The sequence below is a fragment of the Chthoniobacterales bacterium genome (assembly GCA_036569045.1).
In the GTDB taxonomy this organism is placed as follows: domain Bacteria; phylum Verrucomicrobiota; class Verrucomicrobiia; order Chthoniobacterales; family JAATET01; genus JAATET01.
In genome coordinates this window covers 19,529-43,636 of record DATCRI010000046.1, presented here as the reverse complement: position 1 = coordinate 43,636, position 24,108 = coordinate 19,529, and the positions used below count along the sequence as shown (strand labels likewise).

The 24,108-nt window shown below is 63.1% G+C and carries 18 protein-coding genes and 1 tRNA gene; 12 read left to right on the top strand and 7 right to left on the bottom strand.

Translation table 11 applies throughout. From position 1 onward, the window contains the following. The 4 genes from VIM61_08935 to VIM61_08920 all read left to right on the top strand — a co-directional run. Positions 1–1,896: ATP-binding protein (locus VIM61_08935; protein ID HEY8900524.1), on the top strand; the 1,896-nt coding region annotated here is incomplete at its 5' end. Beyond that, on the top strand, positions 1,890–2,969 hold the full coding sequence (locus tag VIM61_08930) for a response regulator (GenBank protein HEY8900523.1): 1,080 nt from the start codon (positions 1,890–1,892) through the stop codon (positions 2,967–2,969). The genes VIM61_08935 and VIM61_08930, both read left to right, overlap by 7 nt. A 31-nt stretch (positions 2,970–3,000) precedes the next feature. Beyond that, the gene (locus VIM61_08925; protein HEY8900522.1) at positions 3,001–4,188 is read left to right on the top strand and encodes a response regulator; all 1,188 of its coding nucleotides are present in this window, start codon (positions 3,001–3,003) and stop codon (positions 4,186–4,188) included. 9 nt (positions 4,189–4,197) lie between these two features. Next, entirely contained in the window at positions 4,198–5,301 is a 1,104-nt protein-coding gene (locus VIM61_08920; protein ID HEY8900521.1) for a response regulator, read from the top strand. Positions 5,302–5,332: 31 nt separating this feature from the next. Here VIM61_08920 and VIM61_08915 read toward each other — a convergent pair whose 3' ends face one another. The 4 genes from VIM61_08915 to VIM61_08900 are packed head-to-tail and all read right to left on the bottom strand — an operon-like array spanning position 5,333 to position 11,660. Next, the gene (locus tag VIM61_08915; GenBank protein HEY8900520.1) at positions 5,333–6,877 is read right to left on the bottom strand and encodes a response regulator; all 1,545 of its coding nucleotides are present in this window, start codon (positions 6,875–6,877) and stop codon (positions 5,333–5,335) included. Then, entirely contained in the window at positions 6,864–7,448 is a 585-nt protein-coding gene (locus tag VIM61_08910; GenBank protein ID HEY8900519.1) for a chemotaxis protein CheB, read from the bottom strand. The genes VIM61_08915 and VIM61_08910 overlap by 14 nt, the downstream gene beginning before the upstream one ends. Further along, positions 7,445–8,272, bottom strand: a complete 828-nt coding sequence (locus VIM61_08905; GenBank protein ID HEY8900518.1) for a CheR family methyltransferase — start codon at positions 8,270–8,272, stop codon at positions 7,445–7,447. The genes VIM61_08910 and VIM61_08905 overlap by 4 nt, the downstream gene beginning before the upstream one ends. A 1-nt stretch (position 8,273) precedes the next feature. Continuing rightward, complete coding sequence (locus tag VIM61_08900) at positions 8,274–11,660, bottom strand: response regulator (protein ID HEY8900517.1); 3,387 nt, start codon at positions 11,658–11,660, stop codon at positions 8,274–8,276. Positions 11,661–11,859: 199 nt separating this feature from the next. On the opposite strand from VIM61_08900, the gene VIM61_08895 reads away from it, so the two are divergent. Further along, positions 11,860–12,243, top strand: a complete 384-nt coding sequence (locus tag VIM61_08895; protein ID HEY8900516.1) for a response regulator — start codon at positions 11,860–11,862, stop codon at positions 12,241–12,243. An 86-nt stretch (positions 12,244–12,329) separates the two neighbouring features. Further along, positions 12,330–12,761 (top strand): DUF6232 family protein, encoded by a 432-nt coding sequence (locus VIM61_08890; GenBank protein HEY8900515.1) that lies wholly within the window; start codon positions 12,330–12,332, stop codon positions 12,759–12,761. A gap of 995 nt (positions 12,762–13,756) precedes the next feature. On the opposite strand, the gene VIM61_08885 is transcribed toward VIM61_08890, so the two are convergent. Further along, positions 13,757–13,833 (bottom strand) — tRNA-Met (locus tag VIM61_08885). Between the two features lie 63 nt (positions 13,834–13,896). Continuing rightward, entirely contained in the window at positions 13,897–15,297 is a 1,401-nt protein-coding gene (locus VIM61_08880) for a dipeptidase (GenBank protein ID HEY8900514.1), read from the bottom strand. 114 nt (positions 15,298–15,411) lie between these two features. Here VIM61_08880 and smc point away from each other — a divergent pair, with 114 nt between their 5' ends. The 6 genes from smc (at position 15,412) to VIM61_08850 (ending at position 22,280) form a co-directional block, all read left to right on the top strand. Beyond that, on the top strand, positions 15,412–19,152 hold the full coding sequence (smc, locus tag VIM61_08875; protein ID HEY8900513.1) for a chromosome segregation protein SMC: 3,741 nt from the start codon (positions 15,412–15,414) through the stop codon (positions 19,150–19,152). A gap of 6 nt (positions 19,153–19,158) precedes the next feature. Then, positions 19,159–19,401, top strand: a complete 243-nt coding sequence (locus VIM61_08870; GenBank protein ID HEY8900512.1) for a hypothetical protein — start codon at positions 19,159–19,161, stop codon at positions 19,399–19,401. A 74-nt stretch (positions 19,402–19,475) separates the two neighbouring features. Beyond that, complete coding sequence (locus VIM61_08865; protein HEY8900511.1) at positions 19,476–19,742, top strand: hypothetical protein; 267 nt, start codon at positions 19,476–19,478, stop codon at positions 19,740–19,742. 49 nt (positions 19,743–19,791) lie between these two features. Then, positions 19,792–20,589, top strand: a complete 798-nt coding sequence (locus VIM61_08860; GenBank protein ID HEY8900510.1) for an ABC transporter permease — start codon at positions 19,792–19,794, stop codon at positions 20,587–20,589. Further along, a complete protein-coding gene (locus tag VIM61_08855) occupies positions 20,586–21,335 on the top strand; it encodes an ATP-binding cassette domain-containing protein (protein HEY8900509.1) in 750 nt (249 codons plus the stop codon). Before VIM61_08860 ends, VIM61_08855 begins: the two co-directional genes overlap by 4 nt. A 15-nt stretch (positions 21,336–21,350) precedes the next feature. After that, positions 21,351–22,280, top strand: coding sequence for an MlaD family protein (locus VIM61_08850; protein ID HEY8900508.1), 930 nt, complete (start codon positions 21,351–21,353; stop codon positions 22,278–22,280). Between the two features lie 3 nt (positions 22,281–22,283). Here VIM61_08850 and ptsP read toward each other — a convergent pair whose 3' ends face one another. After that, positions 22,284–24,050, bottom strand: coding sequence for a phosphoenolpyruvate--protein phosphotransferase (gene ptsP, locus VIM61_08845; protein HEY8900507.1), 1,767 nt, complete (start codon positions 24,048–24,050; stop codon positions 22,284–22,286). Positions 24,051–24,108 lie beyond the last annotated feature (58 nt).

Below are 24,108 nucleotides of genomic sequence, written 5' to 3'. Positions count from 1 at the left end.
TCGTTGCTCGCAAAGGACGACCGCCTCGACGCTCGCACCCACGAGGCGCTCATCCTGATTCACCGGAACAGCCTGCGGTTGCTCAAGCTCATCAACGATCTTCTCGATCTCACCCGCATCGACCAGGGCGCCGATCTTCTGCGCAAGGAAACGTTTGCCCTTGGTCCGCACGTGAAGGGCATCGTCGAGTCCGTGCGTCACCTTGGTTTGTCGAAGCAACTCCGCATCAAAACCGAGGAGGGTGATCTCACGCTGCCGGTGACGGCCGATCCCACCCGTCTCGAGAAGGTCCTCGTGAACCTGCTGACGAACGCCATCAAATACACGCCACCCGGCGGCTCCATCACGGCGCGCTGGCGGGCTGGCGATGCGGCGACGATCCTCGAGGTCGAAGACACCGGCGTCGGCATCCCTCCCGAGGATCTCGACAAGGTCTTCGACCGCTTCCACCAGGTCCGCAGCAACGCGTCGAACCAGGTGCAGGGCGTCGGAATCGGTCTCGCGCTCGTTCGCGAACTCGTCGAGCAGCACGGCGGCCGCATCGAGGTCGAGAGCATTGTTGGCCACGGCTCCACCTTCCGGATCACCCTGCCCGCCGCCACGGAGCCCGTGGCGCCACCGGCTCCCTCCGCGGGGGGCGAGGCGGAGTTCGTGGAGCCATTCGAGAAGGCCTTTCGCTCGGCGGATCGCACGCTCCGCGCCTATGCGGACGAGCCGGACACCGCTCTGCCCGAACGCGGACACGGTCGCGAGGTGGTGCTTGTCGCGGATGACGAGACCGACATGCGGCAATTCGTCGTCGCGCTGCTCTCCGAGGAATACCGCGTGGTTCAGACGCGCCATGGCGGGAATGTCGCGGCGCTCGTCGCCGAGCACGAGCCCGCGGTGGTGCTGCTCGATTGGATGATGCCGGTGAAGGATGGTCTTGCCGTCTGCCGAGAGCTGCGGGAGAACCCGGCCAATCGCGACCTCAAGATCATGCTGCTCACCGCGCGCATCGACGAGAAATCGAAGCTCGAGGCGCTCGGCTCCGGCGCGGACGACTTCCTCACGAAGCCGTTCAGCAGCGTGGAGGTGAAGACGCGGGTGGCGAATCTGCTGCGCGCGGCGCGTCTGCAGCGGGACCTGCGAGACCGCAACGAGGAGCTGAGCGCCACGGTCGAGAAGCTGCAACGCACCGAGCTCATGCTCATCCAGAGCGAGAAGATGAACGCCATCGGCTCGCTCTCTGCCGGCCTGTTGCACGAGATCAACAACCCGCTCAACTACACGCTCACCGCCGTTTCCATTGCGCAGCAGAACCGCGCCGCGCTCAGCCCCGACATGCAGGAGCTCGTCGCCGACATCGAGGAGGGCATGGGCCGCATTCGCGACGTCATCACGAACCTCAAGAGCTTCGCCTACCCGGAAAAGCAGGGGCAGCTTACGACCTTCTCGATCGACGGCATCTTCCGCGACGCCTGCAAATTGACGGCTCGCGAGCTGGAAAGCGTCCGGATCGAGAGCGAGATCCCGGAGGACATCATGGTGAAGGGCCAGCGGACGCAGCTCACTCACCTGTTCATCAACCTGCTGGTGAACGCCGCCAAGGCGCTCGGGGAAATGCCCGCAAACGCGGTGAAGATCATTTCGGTGAAGGTGACGGTCGAGGAGGAAATCGCGACGATCGAGGTGGCCGACAACGGCCCGGGAATTCCGCCGGACATCATTGGCCGCGTGTTCGAGGCGTTCTTCACCACCCGCGACGTGGGCGCCGGCATGGGCATGGGCCTCAGCATTTGCCATACCATCGTGGAATCCCACGGAGGCTCGATTGGCGTGAGCAATCGCAGCTCCGGCGGCGCCGTCTTTACCATCACCCTGCCCATCACCGAACGCATTCCAAAACTATGCTAAACCCCGATCCGACACCCACCTGCGGCGTTCTCTATGTCGACGACGAAGAAAAGGCGCTGAAGTATTTCCGGTTGGCGTTTTCTCCCAAATACCAGATCTTCACCGCCAGCTCCGCCGAGGAAGGCCTCGAAGTGCTGCGGCGAGAATCCGCCAATATCGGCATCGTGCTTTCCGACCAGCGCATGCCGAACATGCACGGCTCGCAATTTCTCGGCATGGTGCGGGACCGATACCCGCGGATCGTGCGCATTCTCACGACGGCCTACACCGACCTGGCCGAGGCCATCGAGGCGGTGAACACCGGTTACATTTATCAATACGTCGTGAAGCCCTGGGAGATCGCCGACCTCGGCATGGTCCTCCAGCGAGCGTCCGATTATTTCCGCGTCCTCACCGAGCGCAACGAATTGCTGGCGGTGAAGATGACCACGCTCCAGCGCATCGTGTGCAGCGACCGCCTGAAGTGGCTCCTCCTTTGGGGACGCCAGCTTCCCGTCGAGGAGCAGCCGACCTTTCGCCGGGCGCTGGTCAGTTTCGTCAAGGCCATACCCCTCGAGCTGAATCCGCTGCTCGGCGGCAACCTCACCTTCAGCCCGCGCCAGTTCGAGGTGATCGGACTGCTCGAAGATGAATACCGCAACGCCGCCGCGTCGCTCGATGCGCTGGAAGGTTTCCGCGCCGGCGCCGAAGAGGCATCCACGGTGGTGGAATCGCTGGTCGCCGCTCTCGCCGGGACGTTGGGCCTCTCGTCGGAAAGCGTGACGACGGAAACCGGCGCCGATGGCGCGATAAGGATCCGCATGGACGCAACCGGGAAAGCCGCCGACGCGGGGGCTTTCTCGCGGCAGCTGTTTGGCCTGTTCATCGAGCGGGAAACTCCGGCCGTGTCGCTCCATGTCTTCCAGGCTCTTCTCGCCCTCGCTCGCGGCGGCGGTTCCCTGGAGATAACCCTCGCTTCCACGGGTGGCGATTTTTCCGTCGGCTTCTTCCCCGCCGGTGCGGCGGACGGTCCGGAGGATGCCCTCCACGTATTGGCGGAAAAATTTTCCGCTGCGGACATCTCGCGGTTGTAAGCGCTGCGAGATCGTGCGAGATAAGGGCGATATGGGACGAAAAGGTGTGCTTCTGGTGGACGACGAGGCCATGGCTTTGAAGTATTTTTCCAGGGCCTTTGCTCCACGATTCACCGTGTTTTCCGCGGCTTCCACGGAGGAAGCGCTGCGGTTACTGGAACGTCATCACGAGGAAATCGGGGTGATCGTTACCGACCAGCGCATGCCGGAATCCACGGGTGTCGACCTGTTGAAGCTCGTCCGGAAGCAATATCCGCATACCGTTCGCATTCTGACGACGGCCTATTCCGAGCTCGATCTCCTCATCGAGGCGATCAACACAGGCGCGATTTACTCGTTCGTCTCGAAGCCCTGGCAGCTGAACGACCTCGAGGAGACGCTCGTTCGCGCGCTCGATCACTACGAGAGCCAGATCAGTGATCACCGTCTCCTCGAGCAAAAGCTCGACGACCTGCGGGCCAAGATCCTCGAAAATCGCACTTACGACGTCGCGCTGATCGCGGCGAAGATCGGGCATTACGTTCACAACGCTCTCTGCCCGGTCACCCTGCTTATCGACCAGCTCCTCGACGAACGCGAGACTCGCGCACCGCTGTCCAATGAGTTTCTGCGCAGCGTGAATGCGCACATTCACGAGATCGCGAACACCTTGAAGGACCTCGCCCAGATCAGCATGCCGCCTAATGCCGCGGATTTTTGTTCGCTGAATCTGGCGGAGCTTCTCGCGAACTCGATCGCGAACTCGGAAATCCTGCGCAAGGAAAAGGGGTTGCGCCTCGAAGTCGAGGTTGCGGACGGCGCCCCGACGGTGTTCGGCGTGCCAATGCACATGGAAAAGCTCTTCCGGTTCATGATCGCCGAGGAAGTTGTGTCCCTTCCGAGCGACAGCCTCGTGAAGGTTCGCATCCAGCCGCATCGTGGTGACGACGAGCCGCTGGGCGTGACGGTCGAATTCGAGGACTTTGCGCCGATTTCCTCGAACACCACGCCGGACAGCCTGCTGCATCCCTTCAACCTGCGGGGTGGGAATCCCCGTGAATTCGGGGTCTTTCTGGCATCGAGCTATTTCATCGCCCGACATCACGGCGGCACGCTGAGTGCCCGGGTTAAGGAGGATATGGGCCTGGTTTTCACATTTTTTCTTCCGAGCCAGCCGCAATCCTCTGGCGACGCGAACGAAGAATTGGTAAGAGTTCTCTTCAATTCCGCACCGTCTTAACCTGCCGCCATGATTTCCTCGGCCCCTCCTCGCAAGCTGCTCGTGGTGGATGATGAACCGCTCGTGCGGCAGACTCTCAGCTACATCCTTCAGGATGAATACGACGTCACCGCCGTGGGCAGTGGCGCCGAGGCGATCGAAGCGTCGATGCGGGAAGCCTTCCCGGTGGTCATTCTCGACCTTTGCATGGAGGGCCTTTCCGGAATCGAGACCCTTCAGCGGCTGAAGAAGATTCGCGAGAGCCAGAACATCATCATCCTGACGGCCTTCGAAAGCACGGAGTCCGCCATTTCCGCCCTGAATCTGGGGGCGTTCAATTATCTCACGAAGCCGTTCGAGCGGACCCAGCTGAAAAAGGTCATCTCGCGAGGATTCGAGATTTACGATCAGGAGAATACGCGCAAACAGGACCTTCAGCAGCGTCTGATGGGCGTGCACGACAGTTTCTTTGCCCTGCTCTGCCACGAGTTCAACACGCCGTTGAACGTGATCATGGGTTTCTCCGAGTTGCTCGCCAAAGGCGTCGAGAATCCGGAACAGGCCTCGTGGGCGCAGCACGTCAAGGAGTCCGGTTCGCATCTGCATGACATCCTCATGGAGATCGTCGACTACATCGCGGCCTCGCATCTCGCCGCGGCGGGTGTGGAAAAGGTCTTTGCGCCGAGCGTTCTGCTCCAGCCAATGATCGATGCGCTCGCGGAGCGGAACGTGACGGTGGAGCTCGACGACCGCCTCTCCTCGGCCGCCCGCGTTGTCGGACCGTCCGACGCGATTTTCATGATCGTGCGGAAGCTCGCCCGGCTTGCCTCGCAGCGCTCGAACCGGATTCGCATTGCGACCCGCATTGAAATGCGCGATGGGCCGAATCTTCACGTGTCTATTGTCGGCACGGGCATCCGCCGCGATTCCATTGCCGGCCGGGGAATCGATGAACTCTTCCAGCCTTACAATTTTTCGCAGATCGGCGGGGCTTCCACGGCGATGAGTCTGGGCCTCGAGCTGGCGACGAGCCGCAAGATCGCCGAATACGCTCACGCCACCATCGAGGGCAACTTCAATCCGGACGAGGAACTCGAGCTGGTCATGCACGTTCCCGTGCAGGTGATCCGCTGATTCGCCGGCCTGGCTGCGGACCGGGCTGGCCTCAAAGAGCCCGGGCGGGCGCCTTCGAGAGCAGGGCGGAGAGTTCCTGGAAGTTGACCGGCTTCGTGAGGTGGTGGTCGAAACCCGCATCCCGCGTGCGCTGGCGGTCGCGTTCCTGACCCCAGCCGGTCTGGGCAATCATCAGCGTGCGGGCGAAGGCGGGATCCTGTCGCAGCTCGCGACAGACGTCGTAGCCGCTCATTCCGGGCATTCCGATATCGAGGAGGATCACGGCGGGGTCGAATTCGCGCGCGAGATCGATGGCGGTGGGGCCATCGTGGGCGAGAGCGACTTCGTGGCCGACCATCGACAGAATTTGTCGGGTGGTTTCTGCCGAGGAGACGTTGTCGTCCACGACGAGAACGCGGAGGGGAGCCGCCGGGTCGATCTTGGCGGGTGACGTGGTCGGGGCGGGAGATTGCGCGCCCTTCTCGAGGGGCAGCCGAACGGTGAAGGTGCTTCCCTGATTCTCGCCGGCGCTGTGGCCTTCGATGGTGCCGCCGTGCAGTTCGACGAGCTGGCGGGCGAGGGCGAGGCCGATCCCGAGTCCCCCCTTGGAAAGCTCGCCGCGGTTTTCGACCTGCGTGAAGAGGTCGAAAATCTCGGGCAGCATCCTGGCCGGGATGCCGACGCCGTTGTCCGTCACCGAAACGACCGCCTGGCCATCGACTTCACGGGCTGAGAGCGCGATCGTGCCGCCCTCGGCGGTGTATTTGGCGGCGTTGTTGAGGAGATTGCTGACAACCTGGGCGATGCGCGTGGAGTCGGCGTTCAGCCAGAGTTCGGACTCGGGAATGTCACGATTCAGGACGTGGCGTTTGGATTCGACGAGGGGACGGCTGGCCTCCATCGCGGCCTGCAGCATCGATTGCAGCGTGACGTGGGTGCGGCGGAGGTCGATCTTGCCGCGACCGATGCGCGAGACGTCGAGCAGGTCGTCGATGAGGCGAACGAGATGAACGAGCTGGCGATCCATCATGGCCCGGATGTCCTCGGGCACGGGACGACCGGGTGCGAGCTGCATCATGTCGAGGCCGTAGCGGATCGGCGTGAGGGGATTGCGAAGCTCGTGGGCCAGCACGGCGAGGAATTCGTCCTTGCGTTTGTCGGCCTGCGCGAGGGTGTCTCGCTGGCGCGCGAGCTGGCGCCGCTGGAGATAGAGCTCGAAGAAGACATCGGCCTTGCTGCGGAGAATGTCGGGCTCGATTGGCTTGTGGAGGAAGTCGACGGCGCCGGCCTCGTAGCCGCGGAAACGGCGCTGCCGGTCGGCGCTGCCGGCGGTGAGAAAGATGATGGGCACGCGGCGGGTGCGCTCGGTGCCGCGCATAAGTTCGGCAAGCTCGAAGCCATCCATGCCGGGCATCTGGACATCGAGAATGGCGAGGGCGACGTCGTAGCGGAGCAGGAGCTCGAGAGCTTCTGTCCCGGAGCTGGCCTTCAGCAGGACGAGGCCATCGCGTCGCAGGAGGCCCTCCAGCGAAAGGAGGTTCCCCTCGAGGTCGTCGACCAGGAGGAAGTAGACCGGATCGGTTTCAGGACTGCTCATGGCGACAAAGATTTCTCAGGAATGTGGCAATTTCCTCCGGACGGAGACTGCGGGCTTCGCGGCATTCCTCCAGAGCGGCGAGGGGCATGGCGGGGGCGCAGGCCCCCTCGGGGGATTGAACAAGGCCGAGGCCGCCTTCGGCGACGACGGTCTTCAGGCCAAGGGCGCCGTCGTTGTTGGCCCCGCTCAGGACGATGCCGAGCAGGGCGGGGCCGTAAACATCGGCCGCGGATTCGAACAGGACGTCGATCGACGGCCGCGAGAAGAGCTGCGGCTCGTCGTAGGACAGCGAAAGGTGGCGACTCGATTCGACCAGCAGGTGGTAGTCGGGCGGCGCGAGATAAACGGTGCCGGGCAGGATCGGTTCCTTGTCCCGCGCCTCGCGGACGGCCACGGCGCATTTTTCCTGCAGCACATTGGCCAGCACGCTGGGCTTGTCGGGCGGGAGATGCACGACGAGCAGGATCGCCAGGGGAAAACTCGATGGCAGCGCGGGAAGGATCTGCGAGAGGGCTTTCAGCGATCCCGCGGACCCTCCGATGGCAACGGCCTCGAATCCCGGGGAACTCATTGGTCGCCGCGCCTCTGGTAGATTTTTTCTTCGCGCGAGAACTCCGCAAACGCGGCGGTGTGCGCCGAGAAGCTGAGGCTTTCCTTCGAGCCAAGGCCCAGGAAGCCCTTGCGGATGAGCGAGTCCTTGAACAGGCCGATGGCGCGGTCCTGAAGCTCTCGGTCGAAGTAGATGAGCACGTTCCGACAGGAGATGAGGTGGATCTCGCCGAAGACGGCGTCGCTGACGAGGCTGTGGTCGGAAAAGACGGTGCGGGTGCGCAGGGTGCGGTCGAATTTCGCGCTGCCGTAGGCGGCGGTGTAGTAGTCGGAGAGCGAGGATCGGCCGCCGGATTTTTGGTGGTTTTCGGTAAAGAGACGGATGCGATCGAGGTTGTAAACGCCGGCCCGGGCCCTGCGAAGAGCCTCGGGATTGATGTCGGTGGCGTAGAACATCGTCTTTTCCTCGAGGCCTTCCTCGCGGAAGAGAATGGCGAAGGAGTAGAGCTCCTCGCCGCTGCTGCAGCCAGCGATCCAGACCTTCAGCGACGGATAGGTGCGAAGGTGCGGGATGACCTTTTCGCGGATCGCCTGAAAATAGGTCGGATCGCGGAAGAGTTCGCTCACCTGCACGGTAAGGAACGAGAGCAGTTCCGGGACGATGGCGGGTTCGTGCAGGACCTTGTCCTGAAGGATCGAGATGCTCGAGCAGCCGAACCGTTCCCTGGCCTGCTTCAGGCGTCGCTTGATCGAGGCCAGCGAATACCCACGAAAGTCGTAGTGATAACGCTGGAAGATGGCCTCGAGCAGGAGCCGGATCTCGATGTCTTCGGTCTTGTGGGGCATCTTATCGCGGCATCCATACGCGCACGAGGGAGAGGAGCTTCTCCACGTCCAGCGGCTTCGCCATGTAGTCGTTGGCGCCGGCTTCGAGGCAGCGCTCCTGATCGCTCTTCATTGCCTTGGCGGTGAGCATGATGATGGGGAGCGTCCTCCACGAGGCCTGTCGGCGAATTTCTCGGGTGGCGGCAAGTCCGTCCATTTCCGGCATCATGACATCCATCAACACGAGATCGATGGCGCCGGGGTCGCCGGCTTTGCTTTTCTCCAGGGCATCGAGGGCTTCGCGGCCATTTCGGGCGATTTGAACGATTGCGCCGCGGGGTTCGAGGATGTTCGTGAGGGCGTAGATGTTCCGAACGTCGTCCTCGACGACGAGGATGCGGCGGCCTTCGAGAATGGCGTCGCGATTGTGGGCCTTCTCGAGCATCTTCTGTTGTTCGGGCGGAAGCTCCGAGACGACGCGGTGGAGGAAGAGCGTCACCTCGTCGAGGAGGCGCTCGGGAGATTTTGCGCCCTTGATGATGATGGACTTCGAGTAGCGCCGGAGTTGCTGCTCCTCGGCGGTCGAGAGATCGCGGCCGGTGTAGACGATGACCGGCGGGAACGAATAGGCGTCTTCCCGGCTGAGAGTTTCGAGCAGCGAATACCCGGAGGCATCGGGCAGCGAGAGATCGAGCACCATGCAGTCGAACGGCTCGGCCTTCAGTCGCGCGAGGCATTCCGCCGCGGTGCCCACGGCCTCGGCCTCCACGTCGTTCGAGCCGAGAAGTTTCGTGAGGCTGTCGCGCTGCACGGCGTCGTCCTCGACGATGAGGATGTGGCGGCGCCCGCCGGCGATGCGTCCCTCGATTTGTTCGAGGGCCTCGACGAGTTCGGCGCGATTGACCGGTTTTACGATGTAGCCGACGGCGCCGAGGGACAGGGCGGTCTGCGAGTGGTCATCCGCCGAGATGACGTGAATGGGGATGTGCCGGGTGCGGGTGTCGCGCTTGAGGCGATCGAGCACGGAGAGGCCGGAATTGTCGGGCAGGCCGACGTCGAGCAGGACGGCGCTCGGGATGTATTGCCGGGCGACGTTCAGGGCCTCCTCCGCGGTGGTTGCGAGCAGGCAGCGGAAGCCGATCTCATGGGCGAGATCGTAGAGAATGCGCGCGAAGGACTCGTCGTCCTCCACGACGAGGAGCGAGCGTTCGCCCGAGGTGAGTTTCTCTCGGTCGTCGTAAATGTAGGTCGCGGTTGCCGAGGCTGCCTTGGTCGAAGGTGCGGCCGGGGGCGGGGCGAAGACGGGAGCGGCCGGGCGGGGCGCGGGAGCCGTGTGCGTCGCGGCGGACGGCGTGTATTGCTCCGGCAATGTGAGCGTGAACGTGCTGCCGGTGCCTGGCGCGCTTTCGAGCCGGAGGCTGCCGCCGAGAAGGTGGGCAAGCTCTCGCGAGATCGAGAGTCCGAGCCCGGTGCCGCCATATTTGCGGCTGATCGTTCCGTCGGCCTGATGGAAGGCGGAGAAGATCGCGACCTGGTGCTCTTCGGCGATGCCGATGCCGGTGTCGCGCACGGCGAAGTCGAGTCGACCTTCGGCGGTGCGCCCGACCGAAAGCTCCACGCCGCCCTGTTGAGTGAACTTGATGGCGTTCGAGAGAAGGTTGCGCAGGATCTGCTCGATCCGTTTCCGGTCGGTTTCCATGACCTCCGGGCAATCCGTCGCGATGACGGTCGAGAATTCGAGGCCTTTCTCCCGGGCGACCGGCTCGAAGACACGGGTGAGATCAGCGAACAGGCGACTGACGGCGACCGGTTCGGGATGCACCTCCATGTGGCCGGCCTCGATCTTCGAGAGGTCGAGGATGTCGTTGATGAGCGCGAGCAGGTCATTTCCGGAGGACTGGATCGTCTGCGCGTATTTGACCTGCTCGTCGGTGAGATTTCCGGACGGATTGTCGGCGAGCAGTTTCGACAGGATGAGCGAGGAGTTGAGCGGCGTGCGCAGCTCGTGCGACATGTTCGCGAGAAAGTCCGACTTGTATTGGCTCGCGCGCTCGAGTTCGTCGGCCTTCGCTTGCACGGCGACCTGCGCATGGGAGAGGTCGTTCCGCTGGCGCTCGAGAAGCTGGGTTTGTTCCTCGAGCTGGGAGTTCGTCTGCTCGAGCTCGGCCTGTTGCTGCTCGAGCCGGGCCTGCGACTCCTTGAGGGCGCGTCCCTGCTCTTCAAGCTCCTCGTTGTTCACCCGCAGCTCCTCGCTTTGCGACTGGAGCTCCTCGGCCTGGCGCTGGGTTTCCTCGAGAAGCTGCTGGAGGTTTTCGCGATAAAGCGCGGATTTCACGGCCACGCCGATCGGTTCGGAAACCTGCCGCAGGAGTTCGAGGGTTTCCTCGTTCAACGGATGAATGAAGCCGAGTTCCAGCACGGCGTTCACGGTCTTGTCCGAGGATGCGGTGGTAATGACAAGCTGGCGCGGATTGCCGTGACCGAGGCCGGAGCCGATCGTGAGGTAGCCGTCTGGCACGTTGTTGATAACGACGGTGGAGCTTTCCGCCGCGGCCTGGCCGAGGAGCCCGTCGCCCGGCTCGAAGTGGAGGGGAATCGGGCCGTCGGCGGGAACGCCGTAGGTCGCCGTGCGTTTGAAACGCGAGCCTTCGCGGGTGAATAGAGCTCCGGCGTGGGCGTCGAAGTATTTGACGAGGAAGTTGAGAATGCCCTCGCCGAGTGCCTCCATCCGTTGCTCGCCAAACATCGCATTTGCTAGGCCGAGCCGGCCGGTTTGTAACCATTCCTGACGGCGTCGGGCCGCGAGCGCGCGGTGAATGAGAATGGCAATCACCACCGACAGCACGATGCCGAGCAGGGCGGTGAGGATGCTACTGGCGATGGCGGTGCGGTAGGCGTCGTGCATCGCAGCGACGCGGTCGTCGCGCAGCTTGTTCTCGGAGGCCTCCATCCGGGAGATGCTTCCGCGGAGGGAATCCATGGCAATCTTTCCGCGGTCGGTCACGACGATCGCGCGCGTGGCTTCGAGACCCGAAGTTCGGCGCATGGTAATGGTTTCGTCCAGCTCCGCGAATTTGGCGGCGATCTGCGTCTTGATCGAGGGGATCAGCGCCAGCTGAGCGGAGTTGTCGGCGACGAGCGACTCCACCTCGCGGATCCGGTTGTCGATATTGGCGCGGGCTGCCGTGAAGGGCTCGAGATAGCGTTCATCACCGGTGATGAGAAATCCCCGTTGGCCCGTCTCGGCGTCTTTCATCAGCGACAACACCTCGTCGAGCGCCGTGATCACTTCGTGCGTGTGCGCGACCTGTTGGGCATCGTTGGCGACAAAACTGATATTGCGAGAGGAGATGCCGCCGCTCACCGCGAAGAAGAGAATGACGGCGGTTAGTCCGAGTGCGAGGGGCATGCGGTTGGTGGACGAAGGGGCGGCCTTCGTCGGAGGGGTCGGGCTCATCGAGCGAGAACGAAAGAGTTTTCCATGCGGGGCCACACCCTAGAAACGCCGCCTGCGGGCCGCAATCGGGCAAGTCCCTGATGGCCGATTCGTGGCGCGATCCGTATTGTTTGAACAGGGCGGAATATCGACCGCCTTTTATTTCGATTCGATGACCGATCCTGCTCCAAATCCTTCGCTTTCCATTCTGCTCGTCGAGGACCACCCGGACACGGCGCTGGCCATCGGAAACTTGCTCGCGATGATGGGCCACACCGTTCAGTCTGCAGATTCCGTGGAAGCGGCCGTTCGCGTTGTGATCGGGAACCGGTTCGATCTTATCATCAGCGACGTGGGACTGCCGGACGGGAACGGCGTGAGCCTCATGCACGGGATCCGTCCTTTCTGCGATACGCCGGCCATCGCGCTCACGGGCTACGGTGGCGATGATGATGTCGCGCGGTGCCTGCGAGCGGGCTTCAATCGGCATCTCACGAAGCCAGTCGGCGCCCGGCAGCTGGGCGAAGCCATCGCCGAGCTTCAGGAGAGGGCCTGATTCGCCACCGAAATTCCACCGACGGGGTGATTCGATTCGCCGATCGGAACGGAAAATGCGGCCTGTTTGGGCAAAGACAGGCAATCATGGCTTCCCCCATCGAGAACCGGCGGCCCAGGGTCGCCGAGGACGGCATCGTGCTCGGAACGGAGTTCATTCCTCGCACCGAGATCTACTCGGCGTCGGTGATCGACCGCCGCCGGCTCCCGCTCCTGGGTTTCTTTTCGGCAGGGGTTGCGGGCGCAGGCTGGCTTGTCCTTTCCGCGGGGCAGCAGTTTCCGCCGTTTCTGCTCCTGAGCTCGGGATTGGTCGGGGCCGTGGGTTGCCTGCTCTCGCCGCCGATGTGGGTCGTGCACGTGGCCACCGCCCGGGGGCGGAGGGAAATCATTCGCACGCCATCCCGCCAGGAAGCCCACGAGCTGACGGCTCTGTTGCTGGATGCGCCGTCTGGAAAGGCGATGAGTTCCCTGGAAAAGTCTGGCGCGGGCCAGAGGGAGAATGCGGCAAATTCCGGCTGAAGGGGCCAGGATATCAGGAAAACTCGGGCTGGCGGGATTTGCGGCATGTGGGTTGCTCGCTCGGAAAGATTCAGCTTCCCGCCACACGAGAACTGGAATCACGGAGTCTCGTTTACTCGAGCGCACAATCGAACGCCCCTTGGATTTTGTCCGGCCGTCACGGTCTCGATCGGATGAAAAGTCGGCAAGGGCCCTCGCGGTTCAATGGGACATGAACCTCAAGACGAAGTTTGTCTTGTATTGCGGCTTTTGGGCTGACTTGCGCTCAAATGAGATCAGGCACGCACCCCCCCGGGGGTTCACCTTCTTAAGGTGCCAGCGAGGGAAGGTAGATATGAAGCGAAGGATAGGCCGCTGCTCCGAGGCTTGATCCTTTCGTATCGCGATCCGACGCGGGGTGAGCGATAAAGGCTGGGAATATAGCTCATGAGAGTGCTGTATTGTGAGTTATACTGAAGAGAAATATCCCTCATGGCACATCGTAAATGGAACTGGGAACAGGAGGATTGGCCACGGTTTCGCTATGACCAGAAGAAGCTGGATCCCTTGGAAACTGACTTTCTCCTGCAGGCGGGCGTTCTTACTCGAACTGGTGCACTCAAAGGCACCCGGTATCATTTGCCTCTGGGAAACAGTTAGCGGTGGCCGCTTAAAGATTAGCTTTAAGAAGCGTCGCTGGAACTCGGTGATTGAGAAAATAACCGCGGCAGATCTCTCCTGAGGATTGGTTGGTGACTTCCTGCGCGCCAGTCGGCGCATCGGATTTCCAGGAAACGTGGTTGCCTTCGGAAAAGGTTCCGCCGCCTGACTCGAAGATTGAAAGGCCTGTGCGGGTATCAATTGCAACGCGGCCATTCGTCAAAAAAGTTGACGCTATGTCCGCTGGGCCTCACCGGCCTTGGTTGCGGCACAGATGCGGGCACAGTCGCCGAAAACGGAGAAAATCAAGAAGCCAAAAGCCCTTGTAAGTGCTTGACTTACAAGGGCCTTAAAAGTGGTTGCGGGAGTAGGATTTGAACCTACGACCTTCAGGTTATGAGCCTGACGAGCTACCAGACTGCTCCATCCCGCGATTGGATGGGAGAAGGTAGCTGCTGAATTTCGTGGCGCAAGATGAAAGTTGGATTTTTCTATCTCAGGCGATCGATGCGGCCGTCGATGGCTTCGGCACGTCGCCCTTGTAGCCGTGGATCCCGATGCGTGGGACGGTCGCGAATTCCTTGAGCAGCTCCTGGTTGAGGGCGATGCCGGCGTGGAAGTTGCGCACGGGGAAGTTCTCGTTCGGCGAATGCGCGGCGCAGTCGGGCGAGGCGAGGGCGGGGAGCAGGGAGTCGACGCCGAGCAGTTGCTTGAAGATGGTGAGAATCGGAATGCTGCCGCCTTCCCGATAGAGGCTGGGCTTCGCGCCGAAGACGCGCTCGAGGGCGCGCTGGACGGCCTGGCCATCGGGCGACATGGGATTCGAGAAATAGGGCAGGCCGCTGTGGCCGCGCTCGATCTCCAGGGTGACGCCGGGCGGACAGTTGGCGCGAATGTGGGCCTCGGCGAGATCGAGGATCTTTTCCGGTTCCATCGAGGGAACGAGGCGGAAGGTGAGTTTGAAGAAGGCTTCGGCCGGCAGCACGGTTTTCGTGCCTTCGCCCTGGTAGCCGCCGCCGATGCCATTGACCTCGGCGGTGGGGCGGGCGCCGATCCGCTCGACCGCGCTGTAGCCGGCCTCGCCGAAAAGGGCGGGGGAGCCGGTTTGCTCGAGAATGTCGGCGTCGGAGCTCGGGTGCGTGGCGGCGGCGGCGCGTTCCCAATCGGCGAGGGGTTCCACGGAATCGTAAAAACCGGGGATGGCCACGCGACCGTCGGCGTCGTGCAGGCTGGCGATAAGGCGGGCGGCGGCGGTGGCGGGATTCATGACCGCGCCGCCGTAGACGCCGGAGTGGAGGTCCACGGAAGGACCTTTGACGCGCACCTCCATGGCCGCGATGCCGCGCATGGCGTAGGAAAGTGTCGGATGGAAGTCGGTGACCATGCCGTTGTCCGAAATGCAAATGACGTCGCAGGCGAGCTTGTCGCGATGCTCGTGGAGGAAGGCCTGAAGACTCGGGCTGCCGATTTCCTCCTCGCCCTCGATGAGGAAGATCACGTTCACGGGCGTGGTGCCGGTGGCGGCGAGGGTTTCCTTCACGCCGAGGATGTGGGCGAGAATCTGGCCCTTGTTGTCGGTCGACCCGCGGGCGTAGATGCGCTCGTTGCGCAGGCTCGGCTCGAAAGGCGGGGTCTCCCAGAGCTCGAGCGGGTCGGGCGGCTGGACGTCGTAGTGTCCGTAGAAAAGGACGGTGCGCTTGGCGGGATCGGGCGTCGTGTGGGCAAGGACGACGGGCTGGCCGGCGGTGGGGAGGACCTCGGCGTGCAGGCCGATGGTTTGCAGGAGGTTGGCGAGCCAGCCGGCACATTGGCGAAGGTCTTCGGCGTGCTCGGTTTGGGTCGAAATCGTTGGAAAACGGAGAAATTTCAACAGGAGGCCGATGGGGTCTTCGTTCATGGAATATACAATATATTGTGGTTGGCCTGTGGAATTTTCCCTGCCAATTGTGTTTTTGAATTGATTGCGGCTGCTAGCGGGGGCTAGCCTGCGAACCGAATTTAAAGCAACGCCATGTATCTTCAATCCCTCGAAATGATCGGGTTCAAGTCTTTTGCCCCGAAGACCACGTTGCAGTTCAATCAAGGCGTGACGGCGGTCGTGGGACCGAACGGCTGCGGCAAATCGAACGTGCTCGACGCCCTGCGCTGGGTGCTCGGAGAGCAGTCCGCCAAGGCGCTGCGCGGCGGCGAGATGGCGGACGTGATTTTCAGCGGCACGGACAGCCGCCAGGCGCTCGGCATGGCGGAGGTGTCGCTGACGTTTTCGGATTGCGAGAAAGAACTCGGCGTCGAGTGGAACGAGGTGCGCATCACGCGCCGCGTCTTTCGCGACGGCAAGAGCGAGTATCTGCTGAACAAGGCGCCGTGCCGCCTGCGCGACATTCACGAACTCTTCATGGATACGGGTATCGGCCGCAGCGCCTACTCGATCATGGAACAGGGCAAGATTGCCGACATCCTTTCGAGTCGCCCGGAAGACCGCCGCGCCATCTTCGAGGAGGCCGCCGGCATCACGAAATACAAGGCGCAGAAGAAAGAGGCGCTCCGCAAACTCGACTATACCGAGGCGAATCTTGTGCGCGTCGCGGACATCATCAAGGAGGTCAAACGCCAGATCGGCTCGCTCCAGCGCCAGGCCGGCAAGGCCCGCCGCTACCAGGCGCTGATGGAGGACCTGCGCACGTTCGATACGCACCTTTCGCACCGCAATTACACGAATCTCCGCGTCGAGCTCGAGAGCACGCAGGCGCAACTGGCCGGCCTCGAGAACGCCCGCGCGAACTTCGAACGCGAGATCGAGGGGCAGGAGCTGGATCTCGGCACGTTCCGAGGACAGCTCGCCGAGCTCGAGGAGCAGGTGAATGCCACGCGCGAAGGGATCCAGACGCAGCGCAATCGCATCTACTCCGCCGAGACGAAGATCGCGTCGAACGCCGAGCGCTGCAACGAGGCCGAGGCCATGATCGAGCGCAATCGCCTCGAGATTGCGGCCTGCGAGGAGAAGCGCCGCGAGCAGGAAAGCCAGATCGCGCGCACCGAGGCGATGATCGCTGAGATGCTCGACCTCCTGCGCTCGGGCGAACAGCAGCTGCACGACGCGAACGAGCGCGTGCGGCTGGCGCGCGAGGATCGCTCCGGCGAGGAGCGCGCCGCGCAGGCGCTGAATGCCGAGATCGGCCAGATCGAGGCGCGCCTGAGCAACCTGCGACGGGATGTCTCCGCCGCCGCCGGCCGCCGCGAAGCGGGGGAAGCGCGGTTGCAGATCCTCAAGAGCGAGGAAGCTGGCGCGCACGAGGCCCTGGCCGCCGCGCAGGGCCGGGCTTTCGAGGCGCAGAGCCGGCTCGAAGCCAGCGCCGCCGAATTGGTCGCGGCCCAGACCGAGGCCGACGAGGCACAGATGGCGCATGACGACGCGCAGCGTGCCCGCCAGCTCGTGGAGACGGCATTGAACGCCGCCAATCGCACGCTCGCGGAGCAGGAGTCGAAGCTCGAAGTGCTGCGCCAGCTCGCGGAGGCCGGCGAAGGTTTCGGCGAAGGCACGCAGGCCGTCCTTCGTGGTCTCGATAATCCCGACTTTTTCAAATCGGCGCTGCACGGGGCGCTGGCGTCGTTCATCGAGGTGGACGCGCGCTTCATTCCCGCGATCGAGGCCGCGCTCGGGGGCAACCTGCAGGCGATCGTTTTCAAGGATCCCGCGGTGGCGGAGGCGGCCGTGCTCACCCTCGGCGGCAAGAAGCTTGGCCGCGCAGCGGTGGTGCCGCGCGACTGGCTCGGCGCCGAGCATCCCTTCAGCGACGCCAGCCTTCCGGAGGGCGCGATCCAATGGGCCTGCGATTCCATCAAGGTCACCGATTCCGCAGGCGAACTTGCGCGCCGGCTGCTCGCGGACGTGGCGGTGGTCGAGCGCATCGAGACGGCTTTCGCGTTGAAGGCGCAGCATCCTGCGCTGGGCTTCGTGACGCTCGACGGCGATTTCATCACCCGTGAAGGCATCGTTCACGGCGGTCGCACGGGCGACACGACGAACTCGGTGCTCACTCGCAAGAACCAGATTCTCGCCCTCGAGAAGGAGCTGGCCGCGAGTCAGGCCGTCGTCGCGGAAGCGGCGGCGAAGCGCGAAATCGCGGTGAGCGAACTCGATGCCGCCCAGGACCGCCTGCGCACGGCGCGGGAAGTCGTGCAGGGCGCGCAGGTCGCGAATTCCACGGCGCAGAGCGAGGTGAGCATCCTCGAGCGCCAGCAGAGCGAGGCCGAGCGGCGCCTGGAGAATTTCACGCGCGAGGCCGGTTCGCTGGAGCAATCCGTCGGCGAGGCCGCGGTGCGCGCGGCGGAACTCGAGAGCGGCATGAGCGGTCTCGAGGATGCGCTGACCGAGGCGCGGCAGCGCCAGGGCGAGGCCGCGGCGCGGATCGACGCGGCGCGGGACCGCGAACGCGGCGCGACCGATGAATTGAACGAGCTGCGCGTGCGCGTGGCGACCGAGCGCCAGCAGCAGGAGGCGCTGGCCCGGCAGCGTGGCCCGCTCGCGGCGCGCGTGGCGGAGTTGAGCGAATTGCTCGTCCAGCGCGAGCGCGACATTTCCGAATACGAGGCGCGCATTGCGAACCTCCGCGCGGAGTCGGCGGAGTTCGAATCGAGCATCGAGAACTGGCGGCTGTTGCTCGAGACCGGCGAACAGGAAATCTCCGGCCTCGTCGCGCAGCGCAGCGAGATTCAGGAGAGCGTCGAGGCCCTCGAGACCGCCCTGCGGCTATCGCGGCGGCAGCTCGGCGAGTTGCAGGATTCCCGCGGTCGCCTCGAGGTGCGCGGCACCCAGCTCGAGATGCGCATCGAGAATGTCTGCGTGCATGTCGCGCAACGCTACCAGCTGACACTCGCGGATTTTCAGCCCGACAGCTACGCTCTGATCGTCGCGCTCCGCGACCGCAAGGCGAAGGAAGCCGCGGAGAATGCCGAGGCGCCGGTCGAGGTTGCGCCCGTTTCCGACGAGGAATCCGGTTCCGTGCCGTGGGGTCGCGTCGAGGAACTTGTCGCGGAACTGTCTGGGAAGCTCGACAGCATGGGCCCGGTGAATCTCGACGCCATCCAGGAATACGACGAACTCGAGCAGCGTTACGCCTTCCTCGAACAGCAGAATACCGACCTCGTGAACTCGAAGGCCGAGTTGCTGGAGGTCATTTCGAAGATCAATCGCACGACGAAGGAACTCTTCGCCGAGACCTTCGAGAAGATCCGCGTGAATTTTCAGGAAATGTTCACCGAGCTTTTCGGCGGCGGTAAGGCGAACCTGCTGCTCACCGACGAGAGCGATCCGCTCGAGAGCGGCATCGAGATCATCGCGAAGCCGCCCGGCAAGCAGCTCCAGAGCATCACGCTGCTCTCCGGTGGTGAGAAGACGATGACCGCCGTCGCGCTGCTCTTCTCGATCTACATGGTGAAGCCGAGCCCGTTCTGCGTGCTCGACGAAATGGACGCGCCGCTCGACGAGTCGAACATCTCGCGGTTCATCAAGATCCTCGATCGCTTCGTGGCGCAGAGCCAGTTCGTCGTCATCACGCACAACAAGCGCACCATCGCCCGCGCCGACACCGTGTTCGGCGTGACGATGGAGGAGCATGGCGTGAGCAAGATCGTCGGCGTGAAGTTTGGCGGCACCGATGATTCGCAGGCTCGCCCACGGAGCGTGGCCGAGAGCTTCGGCAAACATGGCAATCTCCAGTCCGAGCAGGCGGAGGTCGCGCTCACGAGCTAGCCGGCCATGAGGATGGTGCTTCGCGCGTTTGCGTTGCTTCTGCTCGTCGGCACGGTCGGCCTTTGGGCCGGTCTGGGCGGCCGACTCGAATGGACGCAGACGCAGGCTCCGAAGAAAGAGGCCGGCATCGGCGAAGCGCGACCAGTCTTCGTGCCTGGCGTCGAATTCCTTGCCCTCGGCGTCGGGGGAGCATTCGTCATTTTTGCCGCCACGCTTTTCGTGCGCATCACCCCGAAGTCTGAATCGTGAGAAACGGTCTCGGCCTGGGGGTTTTGGCGAAAAAGTCCCTTGCCACGTTTCCGCGGCGGGGGAATGATTCCCGCATGGTGGAGGTCGAAATTTATGCCGCCGGGGTGCGGAGCCCCGATAAAATGATGGCCCTTGCGCTCGAGCTCGATTCGCTGCCGGGCATCCGCTACAAGGTCGATACGAACCACGACATCGTTTACATGGAATTCGGCGATCACGCGCCGGCGCTTTCCGCCCTAAAGTCGATCTTCAACAAGTCCGGTTTGCAGGCCAGGTTCGTCGGCGCGCTTCCTCCGGAAGTGAATTCCGACAAGAAGAAGACGCAGAGGTTGAGCGTGTGATTGGCGGAAAGATTTCCGCGTCCCTTCCTCTTTCCGCCCTCCGTTCGTAATGAATCTCCTCCTCGGAGTTTTCGGAGGCGCGTTTGCCGCCTTCTGCACGTATCTCGGCCAGGTCGGCGTGCTGGCCGGTGAGACGTTCGCTTCGGTTTTCGCCGGACGCGTGCGGCTGGGCCTGACGCTGCGGCAGATCAGTCACATCGGCTTCGGTTCGCAGATGGTCGTGATCGTGACCGGGGCCTTCACCGGCGCGGTCTTTGTCGCGCAGACGTATTTTCAATTCGCGCGTTTGAACATGGAGTCCGCCGTCGGGCCGGTGGTTTCGGTCGCGATGTGTCGCGAGCTGGGGCCGGTGCTCACGGGGTTGATGGTGGCCGGACGCGTGGGCGCGGCGATGAGCGCCGAGCTGGGCACGATGAAGGTGACGCAGCAGATCGATGCGCTGCGCGCGCTGGCGGTGCATCCGGTGGACTATCTCGTGGTGCCCCGAGCGCTGGCGATGCTGGTTTCCCTGCCGCTGCTCGTGGGCGAATGCATCTTCTTCGGAATGCTCGCGGCGTATCTCGTCGCGACGCAGGTGCTCGGGGTTGGCTCGGCCTACTACATGCTGAACATGTATAAGTTTACCGAGGCGGAGGACATTTTCATGGGCGTCATCAAGGGCGTCGTTTTCGCGGTGATCATCGTTTTCGTGGCCTGTCGCGAGGGGCTGCACGCTCGCGACGGCGCCGTCGGCGTGGGCCGGGCGACGACCGAGGCGGTGGTGATTTCCTCGCTCGCGGTGCTGATCGCGAACTTCTTCCTGACGATGTTCCTGAACATCTTTTTTCCGGCGGGGGTGAGCGGATGAGTGCCGTGATGATCGATGTGCGCGACCTCGTGCAGCGCATTGGCACGCAGGAGATCCTGCGCGGATTTTCGATCCCGGTGATCAAGGGCGAAACGCTCGTGCTGCTGGGCCGCAGTGGCGGAGGCAAGAGCGTGTTCCTGCGCCATCTCATCGGGCTGATGAAGCCGATCTCGGGGCAGATCCTCGTCGAGGGGGAGGACATCACGCATTTCACCGAGCGGCAGCTCGAGGGCGTGCGCCGCAAGATCGGGATGGTGTTTCAGGACGGCGCGTTGTTCGACTCGATGACGGTTTTCGAAAATGTCGCGTTTCCCCTGCGCGAACGCGGGGAGCGCGACGAGGCCGTGATCGCGACCAAGGTCGACGAGACTCTCGCAATGGTGAACATGGCCGGCCATTCGCACAAGATGCCGGTGAACCTGAGCGGCGGCATGCGCAAGCGGGTCGCTCTCGCGCGGGCGATCGTCTCGCCGCCGGAAGTGATTCTTTACGACGAACCGACGGCGGGGCTGGATCCGATCGTTTCGGACAGCATCAATCGCCTGATCCGGCGCATGCAGCGCAAGCTCGCTGTGACGTCCATCGTGGTGACCCACGATATGGTGAGCTGTTATCACATCGCGGACCGCGTCGCGCTGTTGAACGCCGGGAAGGTTTATTTTTATGGCACGGTGGAGGAGTTGAAGCAGAGCGAGGATCCGGTGATTCGCGATTTTGTGGATGGACGCTCGGACGAAGCCGAATAAAGGAAGGAGACGCGAATGAGTTCGGAAAAAGTGACGCAGGCCCGGGTGGGGTTCTTCATATTACTGGGGCTGGTGGCCATCTGCACGATGGTCGTCTATTTCGGCCGGTTTGGTGACGGGCTGAAGAAGTTCTACGAGCTACGGGTGGAATACCCGAATGCGAGCGGCCTCTTCTCTGGCGCGGACGTGCTGCTGGCTGGCGCGAAGATCGGCACCGTGAAGGACGGCCCGTATGTGCTCGATAACATGCGGGGCGTCTACGTGATGCTGAAGATCTATGATGGCGTGCAGATTCCGGAAGGATCGGCCTTCACGATCGGCAGCTCCGGCCTGCTCGGCGACAGCTTCGTGGACATCACGATGCCGGCGACTCTCGACATCGAGAACTACAAGGCGATTGCGCCGGGCACGACGATCGTCGGCAAGCGCGATGCCGGCGGCATCACCGAGCTGGCGGGCGAGGGCGGCAAGCTGCTCGAGGACGTGCGCGCGGCGGTGAAGAATATCGATACGGTCGTCACGCGCCTGAACACCGAGGTGCTCGACAAGCCGACGGTGAAGGCCGTGGGCGAGACGGTGCAGAATCTCAGGACGACGACGGCGGAATTCAGCGCGGCGTCCAGGAAGCTCGATGGCATTGTCGAGCAGGCTGCGACGGCGATGAAGCAAGTCACCGAAACGGTGAATCACGTGACGGTGACGGTCGACAAAACCACTGACACGCTGGCCGCAACGAAGGACGCGGCGGAGTCGTTCGACAAGACGATGGTCGAAGTCCGCCTGCTCGTGCGGGATGCGCGAAACGGCAAGGGCGCGCTCGGCACCCTCATCGGCGACCGCCGGATGGCGGAAAACCTGAAGATTTTCATCGCGAACCTGAAGACGCGAGGAATTCTCTGGTATAAGGATCGCGCGGAGCCCGAGCCGACGCCTTCGCGGCGCTAGGAGCTACGAGACGAGGTCGTCGTAGCGCGAGCGCGCGAGGTCGACGCAGAGCTGGAGGATGTCGCTCGACGTGCTGGAGCGCAGGGCCTGCTCTGCGAGCGCCTGGCAGTCCGTGAGCGAGAGACTTTGCACGGCCTTCTTGACCCGTGGCACGAGCGTGGCGCTGGTGCTGAGTTCGTCGATGCCGAGTCCGAGAAGCAACGGCGTGAGCACGATGTCGCCCGCCATTTCCCCGCAGACGCCGGTCCAGATATTGTTTGCGCGGGCGGCTTCGACGACCATCCGGATGAGTCGAAGAATGGCAGGATGCGTCGGCTTGTAGAGGTGGGCGATCCGGTCGTTCACGCGATCGACGGCGATCGCATACTGGATGAGATCGTTCGTGCCGATGCTGAAGAACTTGGCCTCTCTGGCGAGAAGGTCGGCGGACAGCGCGGCGCTCGGAACCTCGATCATGAGGCCGACTTCGACATCTTCCCGAAAGGCCGTCCCTTCCGCGCGCAGCTCGGCCTTGCATTCCTCGAGGATGGCGTTGGCCTGACGAAATTCGCCGAGGCCGGAAATCATGGGATACATCAGCCTCACGTGGCCATGAACGGCGGCGCGAAGGATGGCGCGGAGCTGGGGTTTGAAGATCTCGGGGCGCTCGAGGCAGAGGCGGATCGCGCGGCAGCCGAGGAAGGGGTTTTCCTCCTCGGGCAGGTCGAGGCCGGATGCCTCCTTGTCGCCGCCGATGTCGAGAGTGCGGATGATCACGGAATGCGGCGCGCTGCGCTCCGCGACGATGCGGTAGTTTTCGTATTGCTCGTCTTCGCTCGGCGGCTCCTCGCGATTGAGGAAGAGAAACTCGGTGCGATAGAGGCCGACACCCTCGGCGCCGTGCTCGATGACGTCATCCATCTCCGCGGGCGACTCGATGTTCGCCGAAAGCGTGATGTTGATGCCGTCCGCGGTCGTGCTGGTCGTGTCGCGGATGAGTTCCAGCCGCTCCTCGACGAGGTCTTTCTCGCGCTCGTAGGCGTCGTATTCCTGAATCGTCTGCGGCGAAGGATGGACGATGAGAATGCCCCGATAGCCGTCGATGAGCAGGGGGTCGCCGCTCGTGATGTGATCGGTGATGTCGTGCAGGCCGACGATCGCCGGGATGTCGAGCGAGCGGGCCATGATGGCCGTGTGCGATGTCTTGCTGCCAGCCTCGGTGGCGAAGCCGAGCACGAGGGCGCGATTCAGCAGTGCGGTGTCGGAGGGCGTGAGGTTGTGCCCGATGATGATGTGCGGCTCGTCATGCGCGTGGATGCCGCTGGTCGATTTCCCGAGAAGGTGCCGGAGCACGCGCCGGGTGACGTCCTCGATATCCACGACGCGTTCACGAAGATAGGGATCGTCGATCTCGTTGAGCGTCTTGCAATACCGATCGGCGACGAGGTTGAAGGCAAACTCGACGTTGTGCAGCTCCGACTCGACGCTTTTGAGGACCTCGTCGATCAGTGTGCGATCTTCGACGACGAGGAGGTGCGCATCGAAGATGCTGGCATCGCTCGTGCCGATGGCCTCGGCGATCTTCTGCTGCATCTCCAGCAGCTCGGCGCGGGTGGCGATGAGCGCCGACTCGAAGCGCGCAATCTCCTCGGGAATCGCGGCCTTCGGAATCTTGCGAAAGGGGATTTCCTCCTCTTCCACCCAGTGGACGAGGGCGGGGGCGCGAGCGATCCCGGGCGCGACGGCGATACCTTCAAAACGCTTTTCGAGGGACTCAACGACGTCGCCCATAATTCCGGGCAATCGCTAACAGGATTTCCCCAAGGGGTCAAAGGGTCATTCCGGTCAT